Raw genomic sequence first — 21,674 nt, forward strand, 5'->3', positions numbered from 1 at the left:
CCTTATGTTAATGGGAGATCAAGATTTACCGTCCTTTAAAACCTGGTAAATTTTATTTGATTTTCTCCCTGGCTAGTCACCAATGTAGCTACATATATTCCGGCCATCAGTCCTCCTACATTTAAACTAAAATGATTAGTTGAGAACAGTCGATAATCGATGAGCTTACCATCTATACCATAAACAATCAATCTATTTTGACCTTCAGGCACCTCAGTTATTTCAATGGATTCACTAAATAACGAATAGGTCATTTTTACATCATTGGTTTTTGTTTCCACTATTGGCACAGCCAATTCGCAATCATCACTAATCATTTCAGTACAATAGGTTCGCGTCGCCAAACTGCAATCAAGCACGAAAGGATTGGGGTGTTGTTGCCATTGAGCGATCAACCAGGTGCGGGTGTATTCAGCACTATCGACAGGATCTTCAAAGTGCCAATTACATAAATCCGGGAGCATATCCCAAAAAAAGTCAGGATCCTCTGCGTCAGCCTGAGCTTTATACATGGTATAAAAATACATAACAGCACGAGCCACATTTCCTTTATGAGATTCTCTAGGCTCAAAAACCTGCCATTTCCACTCACTGTATTCATCAAGGTTTTCGTGAGGTTTTGTCAATAGCGTTTGATCTTTCCAAAACCATTTGGTTGCTTTGTCATCTTCAATATCGCCAAAAGGGAAATTGCTTCTTTCTTCATTAACCATTGCTCTTGCTGGATACAGGTGGTGCATATCACTTTTGGCATTTCCAAATGCTGCTCCTTTGCTCCTTGGATAAGTATGCTCTGTATTGATACCATTATCAGCACCATTCATAAAAACAGTTGTTGTCGGGTCACGATTCGGATCCATGTATAATGTATGCCCACTGTACACACATTCCAGACTGTCATTGACCGCATAGACCTCTCTGAACATGGTGTCTCTGGTAGTTCCATAATCGAAGAATAAAATAGTAGCTTTATATTGATCGACCACTTCATCAAGCAGTATTTCACCAGAAAGCTCTGGGAATAGTCTTTCCTGCTGATATTGACCCAAAGCCAGCATTGACATCATTAAAAAAGAGGATAATAAAATACTTCTCACTCAAATGGGTTTTCAATTCCTAATTCCTCATAGGATTGTGCACTCTTAATTTCTGAAATCTCCATAGTATAAATAGAGCCTCCATGCTTGGTGGCTAGTTCTGCACCCGTATCTAGGCTCTTCCATGCTTCCCAACTCGTATAAAGACCCTTGATCGGAAGAACTTGTGTCCACATCTTCCAGCCGGTAGGTCTTCCATTTTCATCTAGAATCCAAAGAAAACTATCACCGGGAGTTACACCTCCAGAACTATATGAGACCAGTAAGGCTTCTTCGTCATTCTCCAACTTCACGAGTTTTCTGGTCGTGCCTTCATCTCTAGCTTTTACCGGTGCATTGAGCCAAAACATATCATTACAAAAGAAGCCGAATGCCTTATCAATTTCTTTTCGCTTATCCTCACCTTCTAATGCTTTACCATCCTTTGTAACCCTACCATCATATTGATCTAGGTTCATTAAGACTTCTGAATCCTTCCATGCTACACGCAGATCGGTGGTTTCTTTGTCCCAAAGATATTGATGTATTCCCATAAAATTCCAGGTCACTAATTTTGTACTATCCCACGCTTTCTTATCGACAGCATCAAACATTTTATCCGTAAGAGCTTCAGCTGCTGGACCTTCAGTGCCTTCTGGCAGCTTTTCACTGAGTAGAAAACATGCACCAAGACTTAAAATCACCAATACAAGTAGACCAATACCTAAAAACTTAAAAACTTTTTTCATACGCATAATACAGCGCACGAAGATAAATTGTTTAGTCTAATTTAATACGCCAGACGTTGGAATTACTTTTCCTACTACAGGTCCACCTAAGACAAAAGGTGGAGCAAAGGTAGGTACTGTGCCCATTCCCAAGACATTATACAAAAATGTCGACTGTAGCCAAATTACAAAATAGCCAGATGCCATACTACTGAAAGAAGCCACCTTGCCTCTGTTCACGTCGTTTTTCATTTCAGAGGGTAATTTCGACATGATCTGATTTGTTATCATTTCTTGATTAGTCAATAAATATTCGCTGAACGAAGGGCAGGATTGCAGCGGTGTGGGAACATTTGGCATAGGAGGCGCTGTGGGAGCAGGGAAGAAAGAGAAAGAGGGGTACCAGGGTAACCCCGGAACTATAAGACTACTTGCCCATTGTAAAAGGTGCTGCCCCATTACATTGCCAACAGCTTTAGCCATTGCTAGGTCTTCCTGATCTTTAGCCTTACCAGCCAGATTTCCATAAATTAATCCCGAAACATTGGGGGCACTCAGGCATCCTGGAGCACCAATAGCGGATGGCCCTTGTATTTGAACGTTTGTAAATCTAGCAGAGGATTTAAAAACCTGATGTCCGTCGATCACGGCATCTAACATATCGTTCGGACTAAGATTAGTACCTACTCCGGTTTCTTCAGCAACTTCAGCAGTCTGATTTTGCTCGGTCTCTGCTTGTTGCTGTTGCTGCTCTTGCGCAGGTTTGCTCAGATTCTGATTCACAGCCATATTCTGAGTAGATGAAAACATAGCGGGAGGAGCCATACTGGATGTAGAATGAAAATTTGTTGCCGCAGGAGAAGGCGTTTGTACTTTTTTCTCTTCCAATGGTGATTTTGAGAGCTGCATCTGAACTGTTTTATTGCAATTTGTGAAAAATTATATAAAAATGCATACCCAGAAACAGGTAAATTTAGCCAGTAAGAATTATCAAGAGGGGACCAGGAAACTATTTATTCTGGCATGTGTTATGAGGTTTTTATGATAGATTAAATGATTTGAAATGGCATGGCAATGGTATGATGGAACAGTAGTAGGAATTCAGGATATGACGCCGAATGTTAAGCAGTTTTTTATTGAGGTCGATGGAGTGGATAATTTTGAATTTAAAGCAGGTCAATTCGTTACTTTAGATCTTCCGATTGCAGAGAAAAGGTTGAAAAGGTGGAGGAGCTACAGTATTGCCAATGAACCAAATGGAACGAATATCTTTGAATTGTGTATTGTCCATTTAAAAGGAGGATTGGGCTCTGGTTACATGTTCGAGGAGGTTACTGTCGGTTGTAAATTGAGATTTAAAGGTCCCTCCGGAGCTTTTTACCTACCTAAAAAGTTAACGCATGACCTGGTAATGGTTTGCACGGGTACAGGTGTAGCGCCATTTAGAAGTATGATCAAGGACTTGGTTGCAAAAGATATTGATTTGCCACAAATTCATTTAATATTTGGGGCCAGGTACGAACAGGATATCCTTTATCGGGAGGAGTTTGAAGCCTTGACTTCGGACTTTTTAGCCTTGACCTATGATGTTTGTTTGAGTAGAGATGAAGAGTGGGATGGTTTTCAAGGTTATGTTCACCAGGTTTATATGGAAAGAAATTATTCAGAGGGAACCAAATTTTACTTGTGTGGCTGGTCACAGATGATCGATGAGGCTGTTGAGAATCTATTGGTCCATAAAAAGGTGGATAAGAAGAATATTATATACGAGTTGTATGGATAGGAATGATGATTGCCTCCTAAGGGTCAGTGGCGAAGTGATCAATAAATAGCTTCGCGAAAGGGGAAACCAACACATTACTTTCATATCCCTGACTCATAAATGGTGCACTTAAATTTTCTCCATTGGATAGAAGAATAAAGGTCAATGCTTTTGAGGGTACTTTCAAATATAGCGCAGAATATGCATCGGGATGCCAACCGTAATGCCACACCAATATCTCGCCCTCAAATTCCTGAACAAACCAGCCTAAACCGTAAGGTATTTTTTCTTCATTGTTATTGGTTTGTTGAGTCCAAGACTGATGCAAGGTCATACTGTCGACTAGGATGTTCCTATTCAGTGCTCGGTCAAACTTCATGAGATCTAACACATTGCTCACTATCCCCGCAGCTGCATTCACAGAAGGTTCTGGATACGCAGACTGCTGAAATATTTCTTGGTCAGAATTATACAAATATGGCGTTGCTAAAAGTTGAATTATACCTTGTGAAGCTTCAGATTGAGATGCAGAGGAATAATTCATGTGCACTTTATCAATGACTTCGTCATGCAGTATAACCTCAAAAGATTTATGGAGATTGACCTCTAACAATCTGGAGAGAATACCAAACAAAAAACCGTTGTACCTAAATTCCTCGCCAGGTTTATTTTCGGAGGTGTGGGTAAGATGGTGCCAGACCGTTATGCCGTTGCTATGAAAATTGTAGTCTTCGATCAAATGAGAAAGTTCCGGTTGATTGTTGATGACATAATCATGTACCTCGCTGAAGTATTGCTCATATCCTGGAATATGCAATTTCAGAGTATCCTGCAATGAAATAAGATTCTGCTGCACGTATTTCATGAGAATAGTACTTGAAATCGGCTTGGTTAAAGAAGCGATTCTATAGGTAGTGGAGTCAGTCGCTTTTCTTTGTGACTGTAGATCTGCAAAACCCAGACCACCAGAAACAACTGTACTGTCCTTATAGCTAACGGCATAGCTCAATCCGGGAATGTGGTAAAAATTTCTTAAGGAATCCAATTTGCTAAGAAAGCTGTCTTTGGTGTTGATGGTTTTTGAAATCCTTTCAGACTCAGCTGATTTATAAAAGGGAGTTTTACATTGATGAAAGAATAAAATCCATAAGACAAGTACAAAACATTTCGTTTGTGGTTTCATAGTTTTTTAGATCCAATTACTTGTATTTTATCCGAAGGATCGCTGCAAATGGGGATTTGATACCTATTAATTAATCTTTTTTTAAAAACTCAGTAGGAGTCATGCCCGTCCACTTCTTAAATGCTCTATTGAATGTAGCCTTAGAATTAAACCCTGAATCAAAAGCAATTCCAAGTTGACTAAGATGTTGGAACTTGGGGTCTTTCAGTTTATCCTTGACTTCCTCAACCCTTAGCTCATTAATAAAATCACTAAAGGACTTTTTGAGGCCATTGTTGATTGTTTGAGAGAGATCGTTGATATTAAGATTTAATTCTTTTGCCAGTTGTCTTAAGGTCAATGTTGGAGACCTATATAATCCTTTATTTTTGACATCGCGATATATTTTTATAGGATCGTAAACTGGTTTTTCTAAACTTCTTTTAGATCTTCTGATTTTTTGCAATTTCTGAATTTTTATCGGCTCGTAACGCAACGCTAATAGTAGATATATGGAAATTGAGAAACAAAAATATCCCGGATAGTAGGTCTTAAAGTAGGAACCCGGATAGTCATAACTCCAAAGCAAGAGCGTCGAAATGATATAAAGCCACCAACAAGCAATCAATGCTACGCACATAACAATAAGTACTCTTAGCCATCTAAGTGTTGACTTGGAAATGTGAGAATAGTACTCATTAAAACCATTTCTAAAAGAAATTAATGCTTGAATAGATAATAGGAGAAAATAGGAAAAATGAATTGAAGCTACCACATCGACCATGAAGTTGATGTCGCTGAAAATATCTTCATCTACTTTCACGAGGCGGTAAATGTAAAAAAATATGACATCAAACATTAATGAAGGCAGAAACAGCCAGCTATCATTGCGGGTAATCGAAAAAGACTTGTAAAGTGAGCTTTTGGTTAGAAGTAAAAGGAGTGGACCCCATAAAAATTGAAATAATAAAGGTACTGGAAATCTTTGATAAGCGTCTGCACTTATTTCCTGCCATGCGGTTTTAATACAGGCGATGGAAAGTGTAAAGATGAATGTTAGAAAGAGAATTTTTTGAACATTTATCTTTTGGAAGGCCAAAATAGTGATAGACCTCATTATTCCATGAACACCTGCAAGAAGAAAAATAAAGAGAAAAATGTTTAAAGTAATTGACAAAGGATCGCGATTAGATCATTAAAATTAACAAACTCTACCTCTTTAAACACTCGCAGAAAGTAGAAAAGCTTAGAAAGAGCTTAGCGCATCATCAAAAAATGCCAACATCCTATTCCAGGCATTTCGATCTGCTTTAGCATTGTACAGCATACCATCTTCAGGTGATGATGCTTTAGGATTTGTAAATGCATGTCCGACATGGCCATAAGCATTAAGCTCCCAAATTGCTTCTTTCCTGGTCAATTCCTCAGTAATCTGAATGACATCTTCAGGCTTAGCCAATGGATCGTTCCATCCATGAAGCAGAAGAATTGGTGTATTGATTTTTAGTTCTGGCAATCCAGGAGGAGCATCGAATATACCGTGAAAGCTTACTAATCCCAGTAATTTTGCTCCAGATCTTCCAAATCCAAAATACATTTTCCACCGAAGCAGAATCCGATGGCTCCTATGCGATTTTCGTCACCTTGTTTTAGAGCTTTGGCTATTTTCAGAACAAGCTCCATTCTTTTAAGTAATAATGGCCGATCTTCAGTCAATTCATGCATGAGTTTGCGAGCGTCTTCAGCATTTTCAGCACGCTTTCCTTTTCCATACATATCGATTGCAAATCCGATATATCCTGATTTTGCAAGTTCAATGGCTTTGTCTATCTCAAATTGAGATTGCCCTTTGAATGTATGGGCAATCAAGATGACAGGCCGTTTTTGATCCGTGACATCATCATATGAAATCACTCCTTCAAATGTATTCAAATGATCTTTGTATTCAATTTTTTGAGTTTTTTTCATATATCATCACTGATTTTTGAATCTAAATGGGCCGCTATAAATAACGTTTTTTTATGATCTGTTTATATAATTTACGTGTAAATAGACATATTCATCAATTTCTTTGTAAATTTTGTCTTAACAAATTTAATTAGATAAGAAAGATGTAACCTTTTCGGCGCATTTATTGTTAATTTTGTGATTGTAATTGAGATTAAGTAAAAATAGAAAATATGGAAACGACAGTTAAGAGTCCAATCATGATATATACTGAGCAGACACCGAATCCGGAGTCGCTTAAGTTTGTAACCAATAAGATGTTATACAAGGGAACAGCAGATTTTCGAGAAGAGGAGCTAGCCCAGAAATGGTCCCCATTAGCAAAAGCCTTGTTCGAAAAGCCTTATGTAAAGGGGGTTTATGTATGCAATAACTTTGTAACCATTACTAAGGAATTCAATTTTGCATGGGAAGACATCATGTTGAAATTAAAGGAATTCATTAAAGATTATGTGAGTGATGGAGGTGAGGTGATCAGTGATGGTTTTGCTGATGCCATGGCAAAGTTGGAAGCTGAACAAGGCGTAAGTTATGAATACACAGGAGAGGAAGCAGAGTTGGTCAAGAAAATCAAAGAGCTTATTGATACTTATGTGAAGCCTGCTGTAGAAATGGATGGTGGTAATATCGAATTTAAATCTTTTGATAAGGGTGTTGTCACTGTCGTACTTCAGGGTTCTTGCAGTGGATGCCCGTCTTCTACGGTAACATTAAAAGCTGGAATAGAGGGAATGTTAAAGCGAATGGTTCCTGAAGTCACAGAGGTCGTCAGTGAAACGGGATGACCCGTTGCGTAGCAATTTTAACGGAGTTAAAATAGGGTCAGAACCGGCGGCACATCCGCCGGCTGCGGCTGCCAGGCGTTGCGTAGCAATTTTAACGGAGTTAAAATAGGGTCAGAACCGGCGGCACATCCGCCGGCTGCGGCTGCCAGGCGTTGCGTAGCAATTTTAATGGAGTTAAAATAGGGTCAGAACCCTAAAAGCTCATAATACTTGAGTTTGGATAATTTTTACTGAATTAACCGAGGCAAGTTAAGGTTAGAATTATAGCATCGACCGGTAGTCTCCTGAATTCAATTCTAACAGATTATTTCAACTTATACTAATCAATTTTCCCATTGCAGCGTTACAATACCATGGATACAAGGGCATTAATAGGAAAAGTCGAATCACTTATTCGAGAAACAGGGGCTTTCATTAAAGAAGAACTGGGGAAAGTTAATTCAGACGATATCGAAACCAAGGCAATGAATTCGTTGGTCTCATATGTTGATAAAAATGCCGAAGCCAAATTGGTCAAAGGACTTTCAGAACTCTTACCTGGTAGCGGATTCATCACTGAAGAAGATACACCCGATGATCGATCAAAAGACAAGATCTGGATCATAGATCCATTAGATGGTACTACCAATTATCTACGACAAATACCTCACTTTAGTGTAAGTGTAGCACTACAAGTAGATGGTGTTGTTCAACTTGGGTTTGTTTATAATATTATGCTAGATGAAATGTTTTCAGCCGGGAAGGATCATGGAGCTTTCTTGAACGGACGTAGAATGATCGTAAGTCCAACCAAAGATTTCAATGAATCGGTTATAGCCACTGGATTTCCCTATGAGAACAGAGAAACTCTACCCTTTGTGGAAATTTTGCAAGAATTAATGGTGACATGCAGAGGTTTGCGAAGGTTTGGTTCTGCAGCACTTGATCTGGCCTTTACGGCTTGCGGCAGGTTAGATGCTTACTACGAATGTTGTTTGAATACCTGGGACATAGCAGCCGGTGTACTGATCGTTCAGGAAGCCGGTGGAACTGTAACAGATTTTTCTGGCGGTAATCAATATGAGGAAGGCGATCAGATCGTTGCGAGTAATGGCAAGATTCACGAACAATTACTCAGCGTAATAGGCCAGCACATGACATTAGCCTAAGCATACACAAAATCAAAAATCAGGCTTCACATCTTGTGAAATATATTTTAAAAGTTTCTAATACGAAATTTTATAGTAATTTACTTTTCATGAAATCTATTGATCTTAATTGTGATATGGGTGAACAGCCTTACATGGATGTAGGAAACTTCGACCATTTAATCATGCCCTATATTTCATCTTGTAATATTTCGTGTGGATTTCATTCAGGTTCCCCGAAGATCATTGAAGCAACCATTGAGTCGGCGCTTAAAAATAAAGTGAATATTGGGGCACACCCTTCATACAACGATAGAAAAAATTACGGTCGAATTTCCTTAAGTATTTCCTGGTCCGACCTTCAATCAGAATTGAAGTATCAAATTTTCGCACTTAAAGGAATGGTGGAATCAAAAGGTGGGCGTTTGAATCATATCAAGCCACATGGAGCACTATACAATGACATGGTTAAAGATGCTTTACTTGCAAGCCATGTTGTAGACCTGGTTAAAGGCATTGCTCCCGAATGTATTATTATTGGTTTAGCCGAGTCACATGTCAAAACGATTTGTATTCAGAAAGGTATGAGGTTTTGGAGTGAAGGTTTTGCAGATCGGGCTTATGAGCATAAAACCCAATTGAGAAATCGACAATTGGAAGGAGCAGTTATAGAAAAAGAGGAAAAAATATTAGAACAGGTGGAAAGCTTTGTAAATGGGCAAATTGAAACATATAATGGAATAAAAGAAAAAATTGAGATTGACACCATTTGCCTACACAGTGACACTTTAGGGGCTGTAGAATTAAGTCGGTCCATCGTAGAATATTTATATCATAAAGGAATAAAGATTGGACTCAACTGATTTACACTTTAAATATTACCATGATGATTTTCTCATTATTGAGTCAAATGACTTTAAGAAGCTGAGATCTATGGCAAGAAATATTTACGAAGCCAATTTTGAGTTTTGTGAAGAGGTTATTGCGGCAGAAACTGAAGTTCTAATAAAATTAAGCAGGCGGCTGACGACGGATGAAGAAGCGTTGATCAGGTCAATAAAAGGTAAAAAAGAAATCGATTTCACCACATTTACTTTACCTGTATACTTTGATTACGATCACAAGGACTGGAACCACATAAAAAAAGTATCTGGTCTGGATTCCTCTGAGTTTGTCGACCAAATATTGAAATTAGAGCTTGAAGTGAGTATGTACGGCTTCTTGCCAGGATTTACTTACATCAGTGGTCTGCCAAAACATTTGCAAATACCAAGAAAATCAATTCCTGAAAAATACGTTTCGGATGGTTCTTTAGCAATTGGCGGAAAATATTTGGGAATTTACACCATAAGTAGTCCAGGTGGATGGAATGTGGTGGGGCAAACACCTATTCAATTGATAGATACACAGCAGATCCCTATGCTGCCCTGGAAGCCCGGAGATCACATTCAATTAAAACTTATTGACAGACCTACTTTTAGAAAGCTTGCAGAAAGCCAATTAAGTTTGAAGGAATATCATTCATGAATGGTGAAATCGAAATATTGAAACCCGGTTTAATGACCAGTATTCAGGATTTAGGAAGAAACGGACTAGCCTATTTCGCAATTCCTCGCTCGGGTGTCATGGATCAGAATGCAGCCAAGATCGCCTTGCTTTTACTAGATATGCCAGTGGATTGCCCAGTGATAGAGTGCACCACTATTGCACCTACGATCAGATTTCATAGCTCTGCTATCATCTCTATAACCGGTGTCGATTTAAACTGGAAGCTGAATGATCGAAACGTTTCCATCAATCAAACCATAAAAATCAAAGACGGAGATGTCCTCACTGGAGGTTATTCGAAAGATAAGATGAGAGCTTACATTGCTATAAAGGGAAAGTTGCAGATTGAAAAAATATTTGGCTCTTATTCCACGCTGACCAGAGCATTGATAGGAGGTAAAGAAGGCAGATTGCTCAAAAAAGGAGATCTTATTCAATGGGAAGCATGCGAGTTTTCAGAGAATAACTTTAAGATATACAAAGGTCCGGAATTTCATCTTTTAGATAAGCAGTCGCAAGATTTATTGGTCAATGAGCCTTTTACCATCGCAAGTGATACAGACAGGATGGGAATGCGCCTAAAGGGACCAAAGCTTTTCAGTACCTCTGCACTTTCATCTAGTGTTCCAGTCCTCCCGGGCTTCATACAGCTTCCACAAAACGGCTCACCCATTATCATACTACAGGATGGGCAGACCACTGGTGGTTATCCCAGAATAGCTTATATCAGAAATATTGATTTACCGCGACTCAATCAATTGACCCTAAACAGTAAAATTAAGTTCACGTTAGCCCATTGACCCTACCACCTGAAAAAATATTAACGTAAAAATACTCCGATACCTACGCTGCCGATCAAGAATCCAATCAACCAAGATACTAATGCATCTTTACGTGGACTACCGTAGAATAATAAAACGAGAATGATGCCTAGTATATTCAGAAAAAATCCCAGGAAGAAAGCTCCCCATTTAAAGTCAAAGGCACCAACCGCCTGATTAAGGTCCTCATAAGCCTCTATACGGTTCTGCTTCAACTGATATTCAAGATAGCGCTTAGTTGCCTTATGTTTCAGACGATCTCCGAGCACCCATTTACTGCCAGTAATTTCCCTATATTCTTTATAATCCATATCCAAATAATCCTGGACTGTAAAGATAGTTGAGGTATGAGCTTCAATAGAAATCGGGTTAATCGCATGAAGGTTTCCTATAACAAATAGGATGAGCACAGCACTTAAAATATTGACTTTCATCTTTAAAATGATTTTGATTGATTATGAGTTCTAAGATACAGATTATGTTTTAGCTTATATATCCATCGTGAATAAATTTCACAGGTTTTAAAAATTTACGAGGCCTGATGGCAAATACAAGTTGAAATACTATCTTGCTTCAATGCAAACGAAACAACCATTTTATCACATTCTCCTGCTTATTCTTGCCGGAGAAGCGGTTTTCATTCTTCCATTCGTTTTACAAAGAATTTTCCGACCTACTTTCCTGGATTTATACGAAATTACCAATCTGGAACTAGGGCTTTGTTTTAGTGTTTATGGAATCGTTGCAGTTGTAGCGTATTTTTTTGGAGGTATTATAGCAGATCAATTTAACCCAGGAAGACTGATGGGCATTGCACTCTTAATGACAGCCGCAGGTGGGCTATACCTGGCCACCTATCCAAGTGTCCATGGATTAAGATGGCTTTACGGATACTGGGGGATGACGACCATTTTTCTATTTTGGGCTGCAATGATTAAAGCTACCAGGATGTGGGGTGGATCTGATCGTCAGGGAAAGGCGTTTGGATTCTTAGATGGTGGAAGAGGGTTAGTGGCAGCTGGGTTTGGATCACTAGGACTGTTTGTGTTGAGCTTGTTTGTGATAGGAGAATTCGAATCCATGTCTGTTGTGGATCGAAAAGAAGCATTTCAATACTTGGTTTGGACTTTTTCTGGAGTGGTGGCATTGACAGGGATCATCATTTTTTTCTTTTTAATTACAAAGGGCAACATTACTGTTCAAAAACATGAGAAAGTCTCTTTTAGGGATTTTCCCAAGTTGCTTAAAATGAAAGTGATTTGGTTGTTGATGGTGATCATTCTGACGGGTTATTGTGGATATAAAATTACCGATATTTTTTCATTGTATGCCAAGGATGTGATGCTATATAACGAAGTGAAGGCAGCCGGCGTAGGCACCTTACTACTTTACGTTCGTCCTGTCCTTGGAATAACAATTGGATTTCTAGCAGATCGCACGGCGACATCCTTGTGGCTGGCGATAGGTTTTGCAATAATGAGTATGGGTGCATTAGTATTGGCTTCGGGCGTTATAGGTCCATCATTGGTCTTAGTTTTCGGTGTCTCTATTTTTACTACTTCTGTGGGTGTTTACGCTATCAGGTCTTTATACTTTGCCATTATGGAGGAGGGTTCGGTGCCATTGGCGTTAACTGGCACTGCAGTAGGATTGGCTTCACTGGTTGGTTATACACCGGATATTTTCATGGGTCCGTTAATTGGGGTGCTGCTTGATAATAATCCTGGTGAATTGGGTCACCAATATGTTTTCAGTTTTATGGCCTTAATGGGAGTAGTGGGATTTGTAGCTACGATGTTATTCAGAAGAATCAATGCCGGATGAAACATTTCTTTTAAGACAACATGGATTTAGAAAATATCAAATTCTTGGCAAATCGTAGTTGCAAATTTGTTTGAAGATCAAAATATATTCATCTGAAACCAATGCCATCAATACTTGCCAGTCACAGCAATCTTGGTGTTTTGAATTCAATTTGAAATCAGTAAAGCACTAATTTAAAGATGGTCTTACAACTCTTACCTTCTCGACCAAATCTCATACATGGGTTCACCCTTACTATTCAACCCTGTGTGATGCCAGTCGTCACCCTTGATTTCATAGTTAAAGGGCAATTGAGCGCCTACACGAGAATCATCCCTGGAAAAAAATTCAATGGACTCTACATACTCACCATCCTCCGAAACATAGCCGCCACCACCGGTGCCAAAGAAGCGCATGTCATCAACGTTATAAGCAATCCATTGGAACCTTCCATCCATTAGGATTTTGAGGGTCTTTCTTGGATTCATATCTCCTCTGCGATCCTGACCCTCATCCGGTCCACGGGTAGCAAATAGCCATGCGCCATCCAGTTCCTGATCTTTATCGTCCATTTTATTGAAAACCAACTCAGGCTCCATCCTAAAAATAAGAATACCTCCTTCATATTGATAAGGTATATCAACGTGTCTTATGCTGTCCTTTTCATATTCTGAATTAAACTCCAAATCTACCTTGATTTCATCATCTTCCAATTGGTAATACCCACCAATGCTTTGAAGAAACCTGGCTGGTTCTGATTCGTAGGTATTTAAAACAAGATAGTTGTCGGTCAATTTCAATTCATAATTTACATCGTCATTTGAACTAAAATAGACCCCGGGAGTAATCTGAGCATGGCTCCAGACAAACATTGACATGAAAAAGAATAAAATTAGTGCTCTCATAACAAATGGCTTTGCACTAAGATAATCATTTCTTCTCTTCTAATCCAGAAAACCTGGACTGTGATCATAGTGTCTCCTTTCGGTAAAGGGGTGAGTATCCAATTCATTTGAGAATGTGCATTTTCAATGGTGAATCCTCATCCTCGTTAATAGTGATATAGAATTAAGCAAGAATTAGAGGAACAATACAAAAATCAAGGTAGGGTGTGTAGTTTACTTTCTGTTCCTGGGAGCTTAAATTCCAATTATAAGAAAACAGGTACCAAAATCTATGCGCAAAAACTAAGGAGTAAAGAGTGATAAATTAAGCTAGTTAAAGTGCAAAAATCGCAGTGACCGATCATTGTCGCTTAAAATGTCTTTTTAGAAAGGGGAGGTAGTAAAGTCAGTGATGAAGTCGTTTAAGCTAAAAAATATAAATTTGAGTTATAACGTACGAGTAAATTATTCTTTCTTATTGAAGGAATTAACAGAATTTAATTAACCTCCTTGTGGCATCTCAAGCACTTCATTTTCAGGGTGTTAATCGCTCATTTTCAATTAATTAAAAATTTTTCATTTGCGCTTATAAAATCCATTAAGAAAAGTTACCTTTGCAGCGATTTTTAAGAAGCTTATCACGAATGGATATAAGACGCTTATTTACTTTAGTTTTACTGCTTTTAGCAACAATTGCTTTTGGTCAGGATCATGACCACAGTGATCACGATGGTCATGACCATGATGCAGAGCTACAAGGGGATGATCACCATAAAGAAGGTGGTTTTGCTGGAGGTCATCATGATATTTGTACTTTTCATCATGAAGTTACTCCGGAAAATTTCTCCGCACAGCAGATCGCTTTTCACCACATAGCAGATGCTAATGTATACAGCATAGGACCATTACAGCTTCCACTTCCAGCTATTCTTTGGTCTAAAGATGGTGGTCTTGATTTCTTTCTATCCAGTAAATTTGATTTTGATAGATTAGGACATGGTACGGGACACAATGCACACAATCGATACATTATGGATGGTGGTGCGATTAGAAGAATTACAGATCCTTCTTTCCCTGACGGAACAGTAGAGATAGACGGACTGAAACACAAGCATGAAACCACTGAAGACGGAAAGGATAAAGAAGTCACTTATGTCTGTTATGACGGAAAAGAATATAGAACTGATGCAGAGTCTACCTTAGATGGTGGAATGTTTGGAGGTGGTTTAACTTCATTTCATGATTTTTCAATCACTAAGAATGTCACTGCAATGATCATTGTAACATTGTTGATGTTTTTAGTTTTCAGACACATCGCAAAGAAATACAAAGAAAGAGATGGGAAGGCACCCCATGGTGTTCAGGGATTTATGGAGCCCATTTTTCTGTTTATCAGAGATGAAGTTTTGGTGCCATTTTTAGGAGATAAGTCGGACAGGTACATGCCATTTATTATGTCATTATTCTTTTTCATCTTGGCGCTGAATTTATTTGGTCAAGTACCTTTCCTTGGAGGTGCGAATGTGACAGGTTCACTTTCAGTGACTTTAGTGCTAGCTGTTTTGGCCTTTTTAGTGACTAACTTAAGTGGAAAGAAGGATTACTGGCAGCATATTTTTTGGATGCCGGGAGTGCCTGCATGGGTAAAAACGATATTGACACCAGTAGAATTTTTAGGTGTATTTATAAAGCCTATTACGCTAATGTTGCGTCTATTTGCCAACATAACTGCGGGTCATATTGTAGTGATCATATTTGTGAGTTTGATTTTCATATTTGGAAATGTAGGAACTAACATTGGTGGGGCAATAGGAGGAGCAATTGGCTCTACGGTATTGACCTTGTTTATGATGGCTATAGAATTATTAGTTGCGTTTATACAAGCTTTTGTGTTTGCAATTCTAACCACTTCGTACATCGGTGCGGCGGTAGAAGAGCATCACCATTAATTTAATATATATAAATAAGTTATTATGACTGGAACATTAGCTGCAATAGGAGCTGGATTAGCAGTAATCGGAGCAGGAATCGGTATTGGAAATATCGGATCTAAAGCAATGGAAGCCATTGCAAGACAGCCGGAAGCGGTAGGTGACATCAGATCTAATATGATCTTGATGGCTGCACTTATTGAGGGTGCTGCACTGATTGCGATTATCCTTGCATTTTTTGGATAATCTCTGACTAATCGAAAGAATAAAGCGTGACCTGTAAGGGTTGCTTGCAGGCCGCTTTTTTTCTAGGTCAATGTTGCCTTTATCATTTATAACTGTTGACATACTGGTCCAACTTTGTGAAGAAATCGAAACTTACGAAGAGGCCCGGCAATCAACACTAAAAAATTGACATAAACTTAAAGTATAATATAGAATGTTGTATTTAGTTGACTTCTCAGTAATCAAACCGGATTTAGGATTAATTTTCTGGACGACGCTTATTTTTCTCTTGTTTTGGTTTTTAATCGGAAAACTTGCTTTTAAACCCATTGGAGAAGCCTTAAAGAAAAGAGAAACGGATATTCAGGACGCCCTTGATGAAGCGGCAAAGGCGCGAGCAGAAATGGAAAATCTTAATCTTGAGAATGAGAGGCTTCTTGCTGAGGCCAGAGCAGAACGCACCAAAATGTTGAAGGAAGCTTCTGATACGAAGACTGAGATCATTAATGAGGCCAAAGATAAGGCGAGAGAGGAAGCAAAGAAAATGATCGAAAATGCCAAGGTCGAGATAGAAAACCAGAAAAATGCAGCCATTGTAGAAGTGAAGAATAAAGTGGGTGCTATGGCTATCGAAATTGCTGAAAAGGTCTTAAAAAAGGAACTTTCAAGTGATAATGCTCAGACAGGTTATGTGAACCAATTAGTGGACGATATTAAACTAAACTAGATGTCAGTTATTAAAGTAGCTTCGAGATACGCAAAGTCGCTTTTGGACCTGGCAAAAGAACGTAAAGAGCTGGATGCTGTTTTAAAAGACATTCAAGCTTTTAGAGAAATGATCGAAAATAGGGATCTATTGTTATTGACAAAGAGCCCTATTGTCTCCACAGATAAGAAGCAAAGTATCTTTGACGAAATATTCAAAGGTAAATTTAATCAATTGACCACCTCTTTTTTTGACATCATTTTAAGAAAAGCGAGAGAGTCATATTTGCCGGAGATCGCTCATGAATTTATAAGACAGTACAATACCCTTAAAGGTATTTCCAAAGTCAAAGTGATCACAGCAACTGAAATTTCTGACCAGGAGATAGAGGCCATAAGGTCCAAATTGATCAAGAGTGATGTGACAGACGATAGTATAGAATTTGAAAAAGAAGTAGATCCATCCATTATAGGTGGATTAATCATAAAAATCGGTGATAAGTTATACGATGCGAGTGTTCAGCGCAAGTTGAACGAGTTCCGCAAAGAGTTTACCGAGAACGAATATGTGAAAGCATTTTAATCAAAAATAAAAAGTGTTCAAATGGTTGATGTAAAACCCGATGAAATATCAGCAATCCTGAAACAGCAATTATCAGGATTCAAAACTGAAGCAGAATTAGAAGAAGTTGGTACCGTATTACAAGTGGGTGATGGAATCGCTCGTGTATACGGACTGTCTAAAGTACAGGCAGGTGAGCTTGTAGAATTCGACAATGGAGTGCAGGCGATCGCACTTAACCTTGAGGAAGATAACGTAGGTGTGGTACTACTAGGTAGTGGAGATGGTATAATTGAAGGTTCGAATGTTAAGAGAACCGGAAAAATTGCTTCTATTGACGTAGGTGAAGAATATGTGGGTCGCGTGGTCAATGCATTAGGTGAGCCTATCGATGGTAAAGGACCAATAGGAGGTACTAAATACTCCATGCCACTGGAAAGAAAAGCACCAGGTGTTATTTACAGACAACCTGTTAATGAGCCCCTTCAGACGGGAATCAAGGCTATTGACTCAATGATTCCAATTGGTAGAGGACAGCGAGAGTTGATTATCGGTGATCGTCAAACAGGAAAGACAGCCATCGCCATTGATACCATCTTGAATCAAAAGGAATTTTACGATAGAGGTGAGCCTGTTTTCTGTGTTTACGTTGCTTCCGGTCAAAAAGCTTCAACGGTGGCACAAGTAGCTAAGGTTCTTGAAGACAATGGTGCGATGGATTATACAGTAATCGTATCTGCATCCGCAGCAGATCCTGCGCCACTGCAGTTCTACGCTCCATTTACTGGAGCATCTATTGGTGAGTACTTTAGGGATACAGGTAGACCAGCATTGATCATTTACGATGATTTGTCTAAGCAGGCAGTAGCTTATAGAGAGGTTTCTTTGTTGTTGAGAAGACCTCCGGGACGAGAGGCCTATCCGGGTGATGTTTTTTATCTTCACTCTAGATTATTAGAAAGGGCTGCAAAGATCATTAACAATGATGAGATTGCACAAAGTATGAATGATCTACCTGACTCATTGAAAGAGGCAGGTATTGTCAAAGGTGGTGGTTCATTGACTGCACTTCCTATCATTGAAACCCAAGCAGGGGATGTTTCCGCGTATATTCCTACCAACGTGATTTCGATTACAGATGGGCAGATTTTCTTGGAGTCGAATTTATTCAATGCAGGTGTTAGACCAGCGATCAACGTTGGTATCTCAGTTTCAAGGGTAGGTGGATCAGCACAGATTAAGTCGATGAAAAAGGTCTCAGGTACCCTTAAATTGGATCAGGCTCAATATAGGGAGCTTGAGGCTTTTGCCAAGTTTGGTTCCGACTTAGATCCGGCAACTATGCTTGTTATTGAAAAAGGTAAGCGGAATGTGGAGATCTTGAAGCAGCCACAATATTCTCCTGTGCCTGTTGAAAAGCAAGTGGCCATCATACACTTGGGTACCAAAGGGTTGTTGAGAAATGTACCTGTGGATAAAATAAAGGAATTTGAAGAGGTCTTTTTGACTACAATGGAAAAGGATGGTGCTGACGCTTTAGCAGATTTTAAAGCTGGTAAGCTGACTGATGAGGCCATCGCTACTACTGAAAAAATTGCTGCTGAAATAGCAAGTCAATATAAGTAGAGAAATAGCTAAAAGGATTATAAGTTAACAAGTGTTTGATTCACTTATTTTCCTTTTAGGTCATTAATTAATAAACTCATTAACTAATAAATGAGCGGCGCATTAAAAGAAGTACGGGATAGAATTAAATCTATTAAGAATACACAGCAGATCACTTCAGCGATGAAGATGGTGTCCGCTGCAAAACTGAGAAGAGCTCAGCAGGCCATTACTGAATTAAGGCCTTATTCCGATAGATTGGATTTAATTTTGAAGAATGTTATCTCTAATTTGGGAGATGATGCCTCTACATCTTTAGGAGTCGAAAGACCTGTTGAAAGAGCAGTGATAGTAGTGGTGACTTCTAGCAGAGGTCTTTGTGGAGCTTTCAACACGAATATCATTAAAGAGACAATAAAGCTGATCGAAGGAGATTTAGCGCCTGTGAGAGCATCAGGAAAGTTGAGCATGGTTTTCGTCGGTAAGAAAGGCTATGACTATTTCAAAAAAAGGTATACAGATTGTGATCTAAATACAGAGTATTTGAATTTATTTTCAGATTTAGAATTTGAAAATGTTGCTGAATTGGCCAACGAAATGATTTCTAAATTTGAGACGGCAGACATCGACAAAGTCTATGTCACTTATGGCAGATTTAAAAATGCGGCGCTTCAGTTTGCAGAGAGCGTACAGTTTTTACCGGTAGAAAAGATTGAGCCTGTGAATGAAGCAGGAATCGCACCTTCCTCTCGAGCAGACTATATTTTTGAGCCCGGTAAAAAAGAACTACTGGATGAATTGATTCCAAGCATTCTTAGGACAAGCATGCATAAATACATGCTGGATACACATGCTTCCGAACATGGAGCTCGAATGACAGCTATGGACAATGCAACAGAAAATGCTGAAGAGTTGGTTAAAGAACTTAAGATCTCTTACAATAAAGCACGACAGGAAGCCATTACCAAAGAGCTTTCTGAGATCGTTGGAGGAGCAGCCGCTCTCGAAGGATAGCTTAGAAGATCATCCACAATACGAATAACTATTACCAAAACCCATGAGTATAAAATCTCATGGGTTTTTTGTTTTGTATCGCTTCATAGAGTAGACATCGATCTACAATCCTTTGTAAAATCATTTGTTCCTAATTTCAAAAACCAATACAGACTTTTTAGCAGTACTTATTAGTGTATAATACCCAGGATATTGTCTACTTATTAAGATGGAAGTAAAAATTACTACTTAGATTTTTGCAATCTATTTAGCGCTAAGCACACGTTTGGTACATATATTGATTAATGATAATATGTTAAGTATTATACTATCAGCCAATTAAATGAAAACTATAAATGATTTTAATGAAAAAAAATGATACTTTGCATGTGAAGTTGACCTTTTAATTTGTGATGTATATCTCTTTGGTGTCTAGAGCCAGTGTCTGGTTGTGGATTGCAATGTGCCTATTGCTCACCTCCAGCGCTAAGAATTCCTATACCGGGAAGGGTACAATCAATGCACCAATTGCAACCCTGACTTGTCCGCTTCCAATCATAACAGAATGTGATATATCTGATGTTCCAGCTTATGCTAATCTAGCTGAGCTTCAAACTGCCGGTGGTACATTTTTTACGGATTGTATTGCTGGTCCAAATAATGCAACTTTTGCAAGTTCTGACGCAAGTAATTTAGGAAGTTGCCCGGAAATTGTAACGAGGACCTACTCCATTACTACCAATTGTTCAGAAACAGCTGTTTGTAATCAAATGATTACAATCACGGACATCACTGATCCTACTATTGTTACTTGTCCCCCTATGAGAGCTTTAGAAGGTTGCACTGCTACAGATGTCATCAATCACCCCAGTATTAGTCTGCCATATTCTACAGTAATTACTGGAACGACTGAAGCTATATTTATTGCTGAAGGAGGTGTGGCCTCAGATATGTGTGGCATCGACTCTGTACATTATGTGGATGCAATTTCAGGAAATTGCCCGATTACGCTGACCAGAACTTTTACGGTATTTGATCCCTGTGGAAATTCAGCGGATTGTATTCAAACGATTGAGATCGATGACACCACTCCACCAACAGCAGATCCCATTTCAGCCATTGGCCCATTTTCATGTTATGCAGATATTCCAGCACCAGATGTAACAGTGGTAACAGGAGAAGTCGATAATTGTGGTGGAATAGTCACGGTAGCGTTTGTGAGCGACAGTGCAGATCCGGGTTGTAATGGTACAGTGTCCAGAACGTATAGTTTGACAGACGTTTGTGGAAACACCGCAAATATCACACAAGATATCACCATTGACGACAACAAAGCTCCAACTGCAGATCCCATTTCTGCGATTGGCCCATTTTCATGTTATGCAGATATACCTGCACCGGATGTAACAGTGGTTACTGGCGAAATGGATGATTGCGGAGAAGTAGTAGCTGTTGCATTTGTGAGCGATAGTCCAGATCCGGGTTGTAGCGGTACAGTGACCAGAACGTATAGTTTGACTGATGTATGTGGAAACACAGTAAATATTACGCAAGACATCACCATTGACGACAACACAGCACCAACAGCAGATCCCATTTCTGCGATTGGTCCATTTTCGTGTTATGCAGATATTCCAGCACCAGATGTAAGCGTTGTGATTGGAGAAATGGATGATTGTGGTGGAGCAGTAACTGTGGCGTTTGTAAGCGATAGTGCAAATCCGGGTTGTAGCGGCACGGTGACCAGAACCTATAGTTTGACTGATGTATGTGGAAACTCAGTAAATATTACCCAAAACATTACCATTGATGATAACACAGCACCAACAGCAGATCCCATTTCTGCGATTGGTCCATTTTCGTGTTATGCAGATATTCCAGCACCAGATGTAAGCGTTGTGATTGGAGAAATGGATGATTGTGGTGGAGCAGTAACTGTGGCGTTTGTAA

Annotated in this window: 23 protein-coding genes; 14 read left to right on the forward strand and 9 right to left on the reverse strand. The window is 39.1% G+C overall.

The window, feature by feature from the left end; genetic code table 11:
- Positions 1-35 precede the first annotated feature (35 nt).
- From L2567_RS15090 to L2567_RS15100, 3 genes are read right to left on the reverse strand one after another with little or no spacing between them, the layout of a single operon-like run.
- On the reverse strand, positions 36-1,097 hold the full coding sequence (locus L2567_RS15090; RefSeq protein WP_235298635.1) for an endonuclease: 1,062 nt from the start codon (positions 1,095-1,097) through the stop codon (positions 36-38).
- A complete protein-coding gene (locus tag L2567_RS15095; protein ID WP_235298636.1) occupies positions 1,094-1,825 on the reverse strand; it encodes a hypothetical protein in 732 nt (243 codons plus the stop codon). Before L2567_RS15095 ends, L2567_RS15090 begins: the two co-directional genes overlap by 4 nt.
- Before the next feature lie 36 nt (positions 1,826-1,861).
- Positions 1,862-2,713, reverse strand: coding sequence for a hypothetical protein (locus L2567_RS15100; RefSeq protein ID WP_235298637.1), 852 nt, complete (start codon positions 2,711-2,713; stop codon positions 1,862-1,864).
- 154 nt (positions 2,714-2,867) lie between these two features.
- On the opposite strand from L2567_RS15100, the gene L2567_RS15105 reads away from it, so the two are divergent.
- Complete coding sequence (locus tag L2567_RS15105; RefSeq protein WP_235298638.1) at positions 2,868-3,587, forward strand: ferredoxin--NADP reductase; 720 nt, start codon at positions 2,868-2,870, stop codon at positions 3,585-3,587.
- A 16-nt stretch (positions 3,588-3,603) separates the two neighbouring features.
- Here L2567_RS15105 and L2567_RS15110 read toward each other — a convergent pair whose 3' ends face one another.
- The 4 genes from L2567_RS15110 to L2567_RS15125 form a co-directional block, all read right to left on the reverse strand.
- Complete coding sequence (locus tag L2567_RS15110; protein WP_235298639.1) at positions 3,604-4,749, reverse strand: serine hydrolase domain-containing protein; 1,146 nt, start codon at positions 4,747-4,749, stop codon at positions 3,604-3,606.
- A gap of 70 nt (positions 4,750-4,819) precedes the next feature.
- A complete protein-coding gene (locus L2567_RS15115) occupies positions 4,820-5,551 on the reverse strand; it encodes a helix-turn-helix domain-containing protein (protein WP_235298640.1) in 732 nt (243 codons plus the stop codon).
- A gap of 423 nt (positions 5,552-5,974) precedes the next feature.
- Positions 5,975-6,325, reverse strand: coding sequence for a dienelactone hydrolase family protein (locus L2567_RS15120; protein WP_235298641.1), 351 nt, complete (start codon positions 6,323-6,325; stop codon positions 5,975-5,977).
- Positions 6,280-6,696, reverse strand: coding sequence for a dienelactone hydrolase family protein (locus L2567_RS15125; protein WP_235298642.1), 417 nt, complete (start codon positions 6,694-6,696; stop codon positions 6,280-6,282). The genes L2567_RS15120 and L2567_RS15125 overlap by 46 nt, the downstream gene beginning before the upstream one ends.
- 212 nt (positions 6,697-6,908) lie before the next feature.
- Between L2567_RS15125 and L2567_RS15130 the strand changes: the two genes are divergently transcribed.
- The 5 genes from L2567_RS15130 (at position 6,909) to L2567_RS15150 (ending at position 10,995) form a co-directional block, all read left to right on the forward strand.
- Positions 6,909-7,520 carry a NifU family protein gene (locus L2567_RS15130; protein ID WP_235298643.1) on the forward strand — a complete coding sequence of 204 codons (612 nt, stop codon included), beginning with the start codon at positions 6,909-6,911 and terminating at the stop codon, positions 7,518-7,520.
- A 335-nt stretch (positions 7,521-7,855) separates the two neighbouring features.
- Complete coding sequence (locus L2567_RS15135; protein WP_235298644.1) at positions 7,856-8,668, forward strand: inositol monophosphatase family protein; 813 nt, start codon at positions 7,856-7,858, stop codon at positions 8,666-8,668.
- Positions 8,669-8,757: 89 nt separating this feature from the next.
- A complete protein-coding gene (locus L2567_RS15140; RefSeq protein WP_235298645.1) occupies positions 8,758-9,510 on the forward strand; it encodes a 5-oxoprolinase subunit PxpA in 753 nt (250 codons plus the stop codon).
- A complete protein-coding gene (locus tag L2567_RS15145) occupies positions 9,497-10,174 on the forward strand; it encodes a carboxyltransferase domain-containing protein (protein ID WP_262913179.1) in 678 nt (225 codons plus the stop codon). The genes L2567_RS15140 and L2567_RS15145 overlap by 14 nt, the downstream gene beginning before the upstream one ends.
- On the forward strand, positions 10,171-10,995 hold the full coding sequence (locus L2567_RS15150; protein WP_235298647.1) for a 5-oxoprolinase subunit C family protein: 825 nt from the start codon (positions 10,171-10,173) through the stop codon (positions 10,993-10,995). The genes L2567_RS15145 and L2567_RS15150 overlap by 4 nt, the downstream gene beginning before the upstream one ends.
- Before the next feature lie 20 nt (positions 10,996-11,015).
- Here L2567_RS15150 and L2567_RS15155 read toward each other — a convergent pair whose 3' ends face one another.
- Positions 11,016-11,450 (reverse strand): hypothetical protein, encoded by a 435-nt coding sequence (locus tag L2567_RS15155; protein ID WP_235298648.1) that lies wholly within the window; start codon positions 11,448-11,450, stop codon positions 11,016-11,018.
- Between the two features lie 142 nt (positions 11,451-11,592).
- Between L2567_RS15155 and L2567_RS15160 the strand changes: the two genes are divergently transcribed.
- Positions 11,593-12,840, forward strand: a complete 1,248-nt coding sequence (locus L2567_RS15160) for an MFS transporter (RefSeq protein ID WP_235298649.1) — start codon at positions 11,593-11,595, stop codon at positions 12,838-12,840.
- 194 nt (positions 12,841-13,034) lie between these two features.
- Here the strand turns inward: L2567_RS15160 and L2567_RS15165 are convergent, their stop codons facing one another.
- Positions 13,035-13,724, reverse strand: coding sequence for a hypothetical protein (locus tag L2567_RS15165; RefSeq protein WP_235298650.1), 690 nt, complete (start codon positions 13,722-13,724; stop codon positions 13,035-13,037).
- 623 nt (positions 13,725-14,347) lie between these two features.
- Between L2567_RS15165 and atpB the strand changes: the two genes are divergently transcribed.
- From atpB to L2567_RS15200, 7 genes are all read left to right on the forward strand, one after another.
- On the forward strand, positions 14,348-15,652 hold the full coding sequence (gene atpB / locus L2567_RS15170; protein WP_235298651.1) for a F0F1 ATP synthase subunit A: 1,305 nt from the start codon (positions 14,348-14,350) through the stop codon (positions 15,650-15,652).
- Positions 15,653-15,676: 24 nt separating this feature from the next.
- The gene (atpE, locus tag L2567_RS15175) at positions 15,677-15,880 is read left to right on the forward strand and encodes an ATP synthase F0 subunit C (protein ID WP_235291688.1); all 204 of its coding nucleotides are present in this window, start codon (positions 15,677-15,679) and stop codon (positions 15,878-15,880) included.
- 193 nt (positions 15,881-16,073) lie between these two features.
- A complete protein-coding gene (gene atpF, locus L2567_RS15180; protein ID WP_235298652.1) occupies positions 16,074-16,586 on the forward strand; it encodes a F0F1 ATP synthase subunit B in 513 nt (170 codons plus the stop codon).
- Positions 16,587-17,147 (forward strand): ATP synthase F1 subunit delta, encoded by a 561-nt coding sequence (gene atpH, locus L2567_RS15185; protein WP_235298653.1) that lies wholly within the window; start codon positions 16,587-16,589, stop codon positions 17,145-17,147.
- A gap of 21 nt (positions 17,148-17,168) precedes the next feature.
- Complete coding sequence (gene atpA, locus L2567_RS15190; RefSeq protein WP_235298654.1) at positions 17,169-18,752, forward strand: F0F1 ATP synthase subunit alpha; 1,584 nt, start codon at positions 17,169-17,171, stop codon at positions 18,750-18,752.
- 90 nt (positions 18,753-18,842) lie between these two features.
- Positions 18,843-19,745 carry an ATP synthase F1 subunit gamma gene (atpG, locus tag L2567_RS15195; protein ID WP_235298655.1) on the forward strand — a complete coding sequence of 301 codons (903 nt, stop codon included), beginning with the start codon at positions 18,843-18,845 and terminating at the stop codon, positions 19,743-19,745.
- Positions 19,746-20,152: 407 nt separating this feature from the next.
- Positions 20,153-21,674, forward strand: a 1,522-nt coding sequence (locus L2567_RS15200) for an HYR-like domain-containing protein (RefSeq protein ID WP_235298656.1), incomplete at its 3' end; no start/stop codon positions are given.

The sequence above is a fragment of the Portibacter marinus genome (assembly GCF_021533195.1).
GTDB lineage: Bacteria > Bacteroidota > Bacteroidia > Chitinophagales > Saprospiraceae > Portibacter > Portibacter marinus.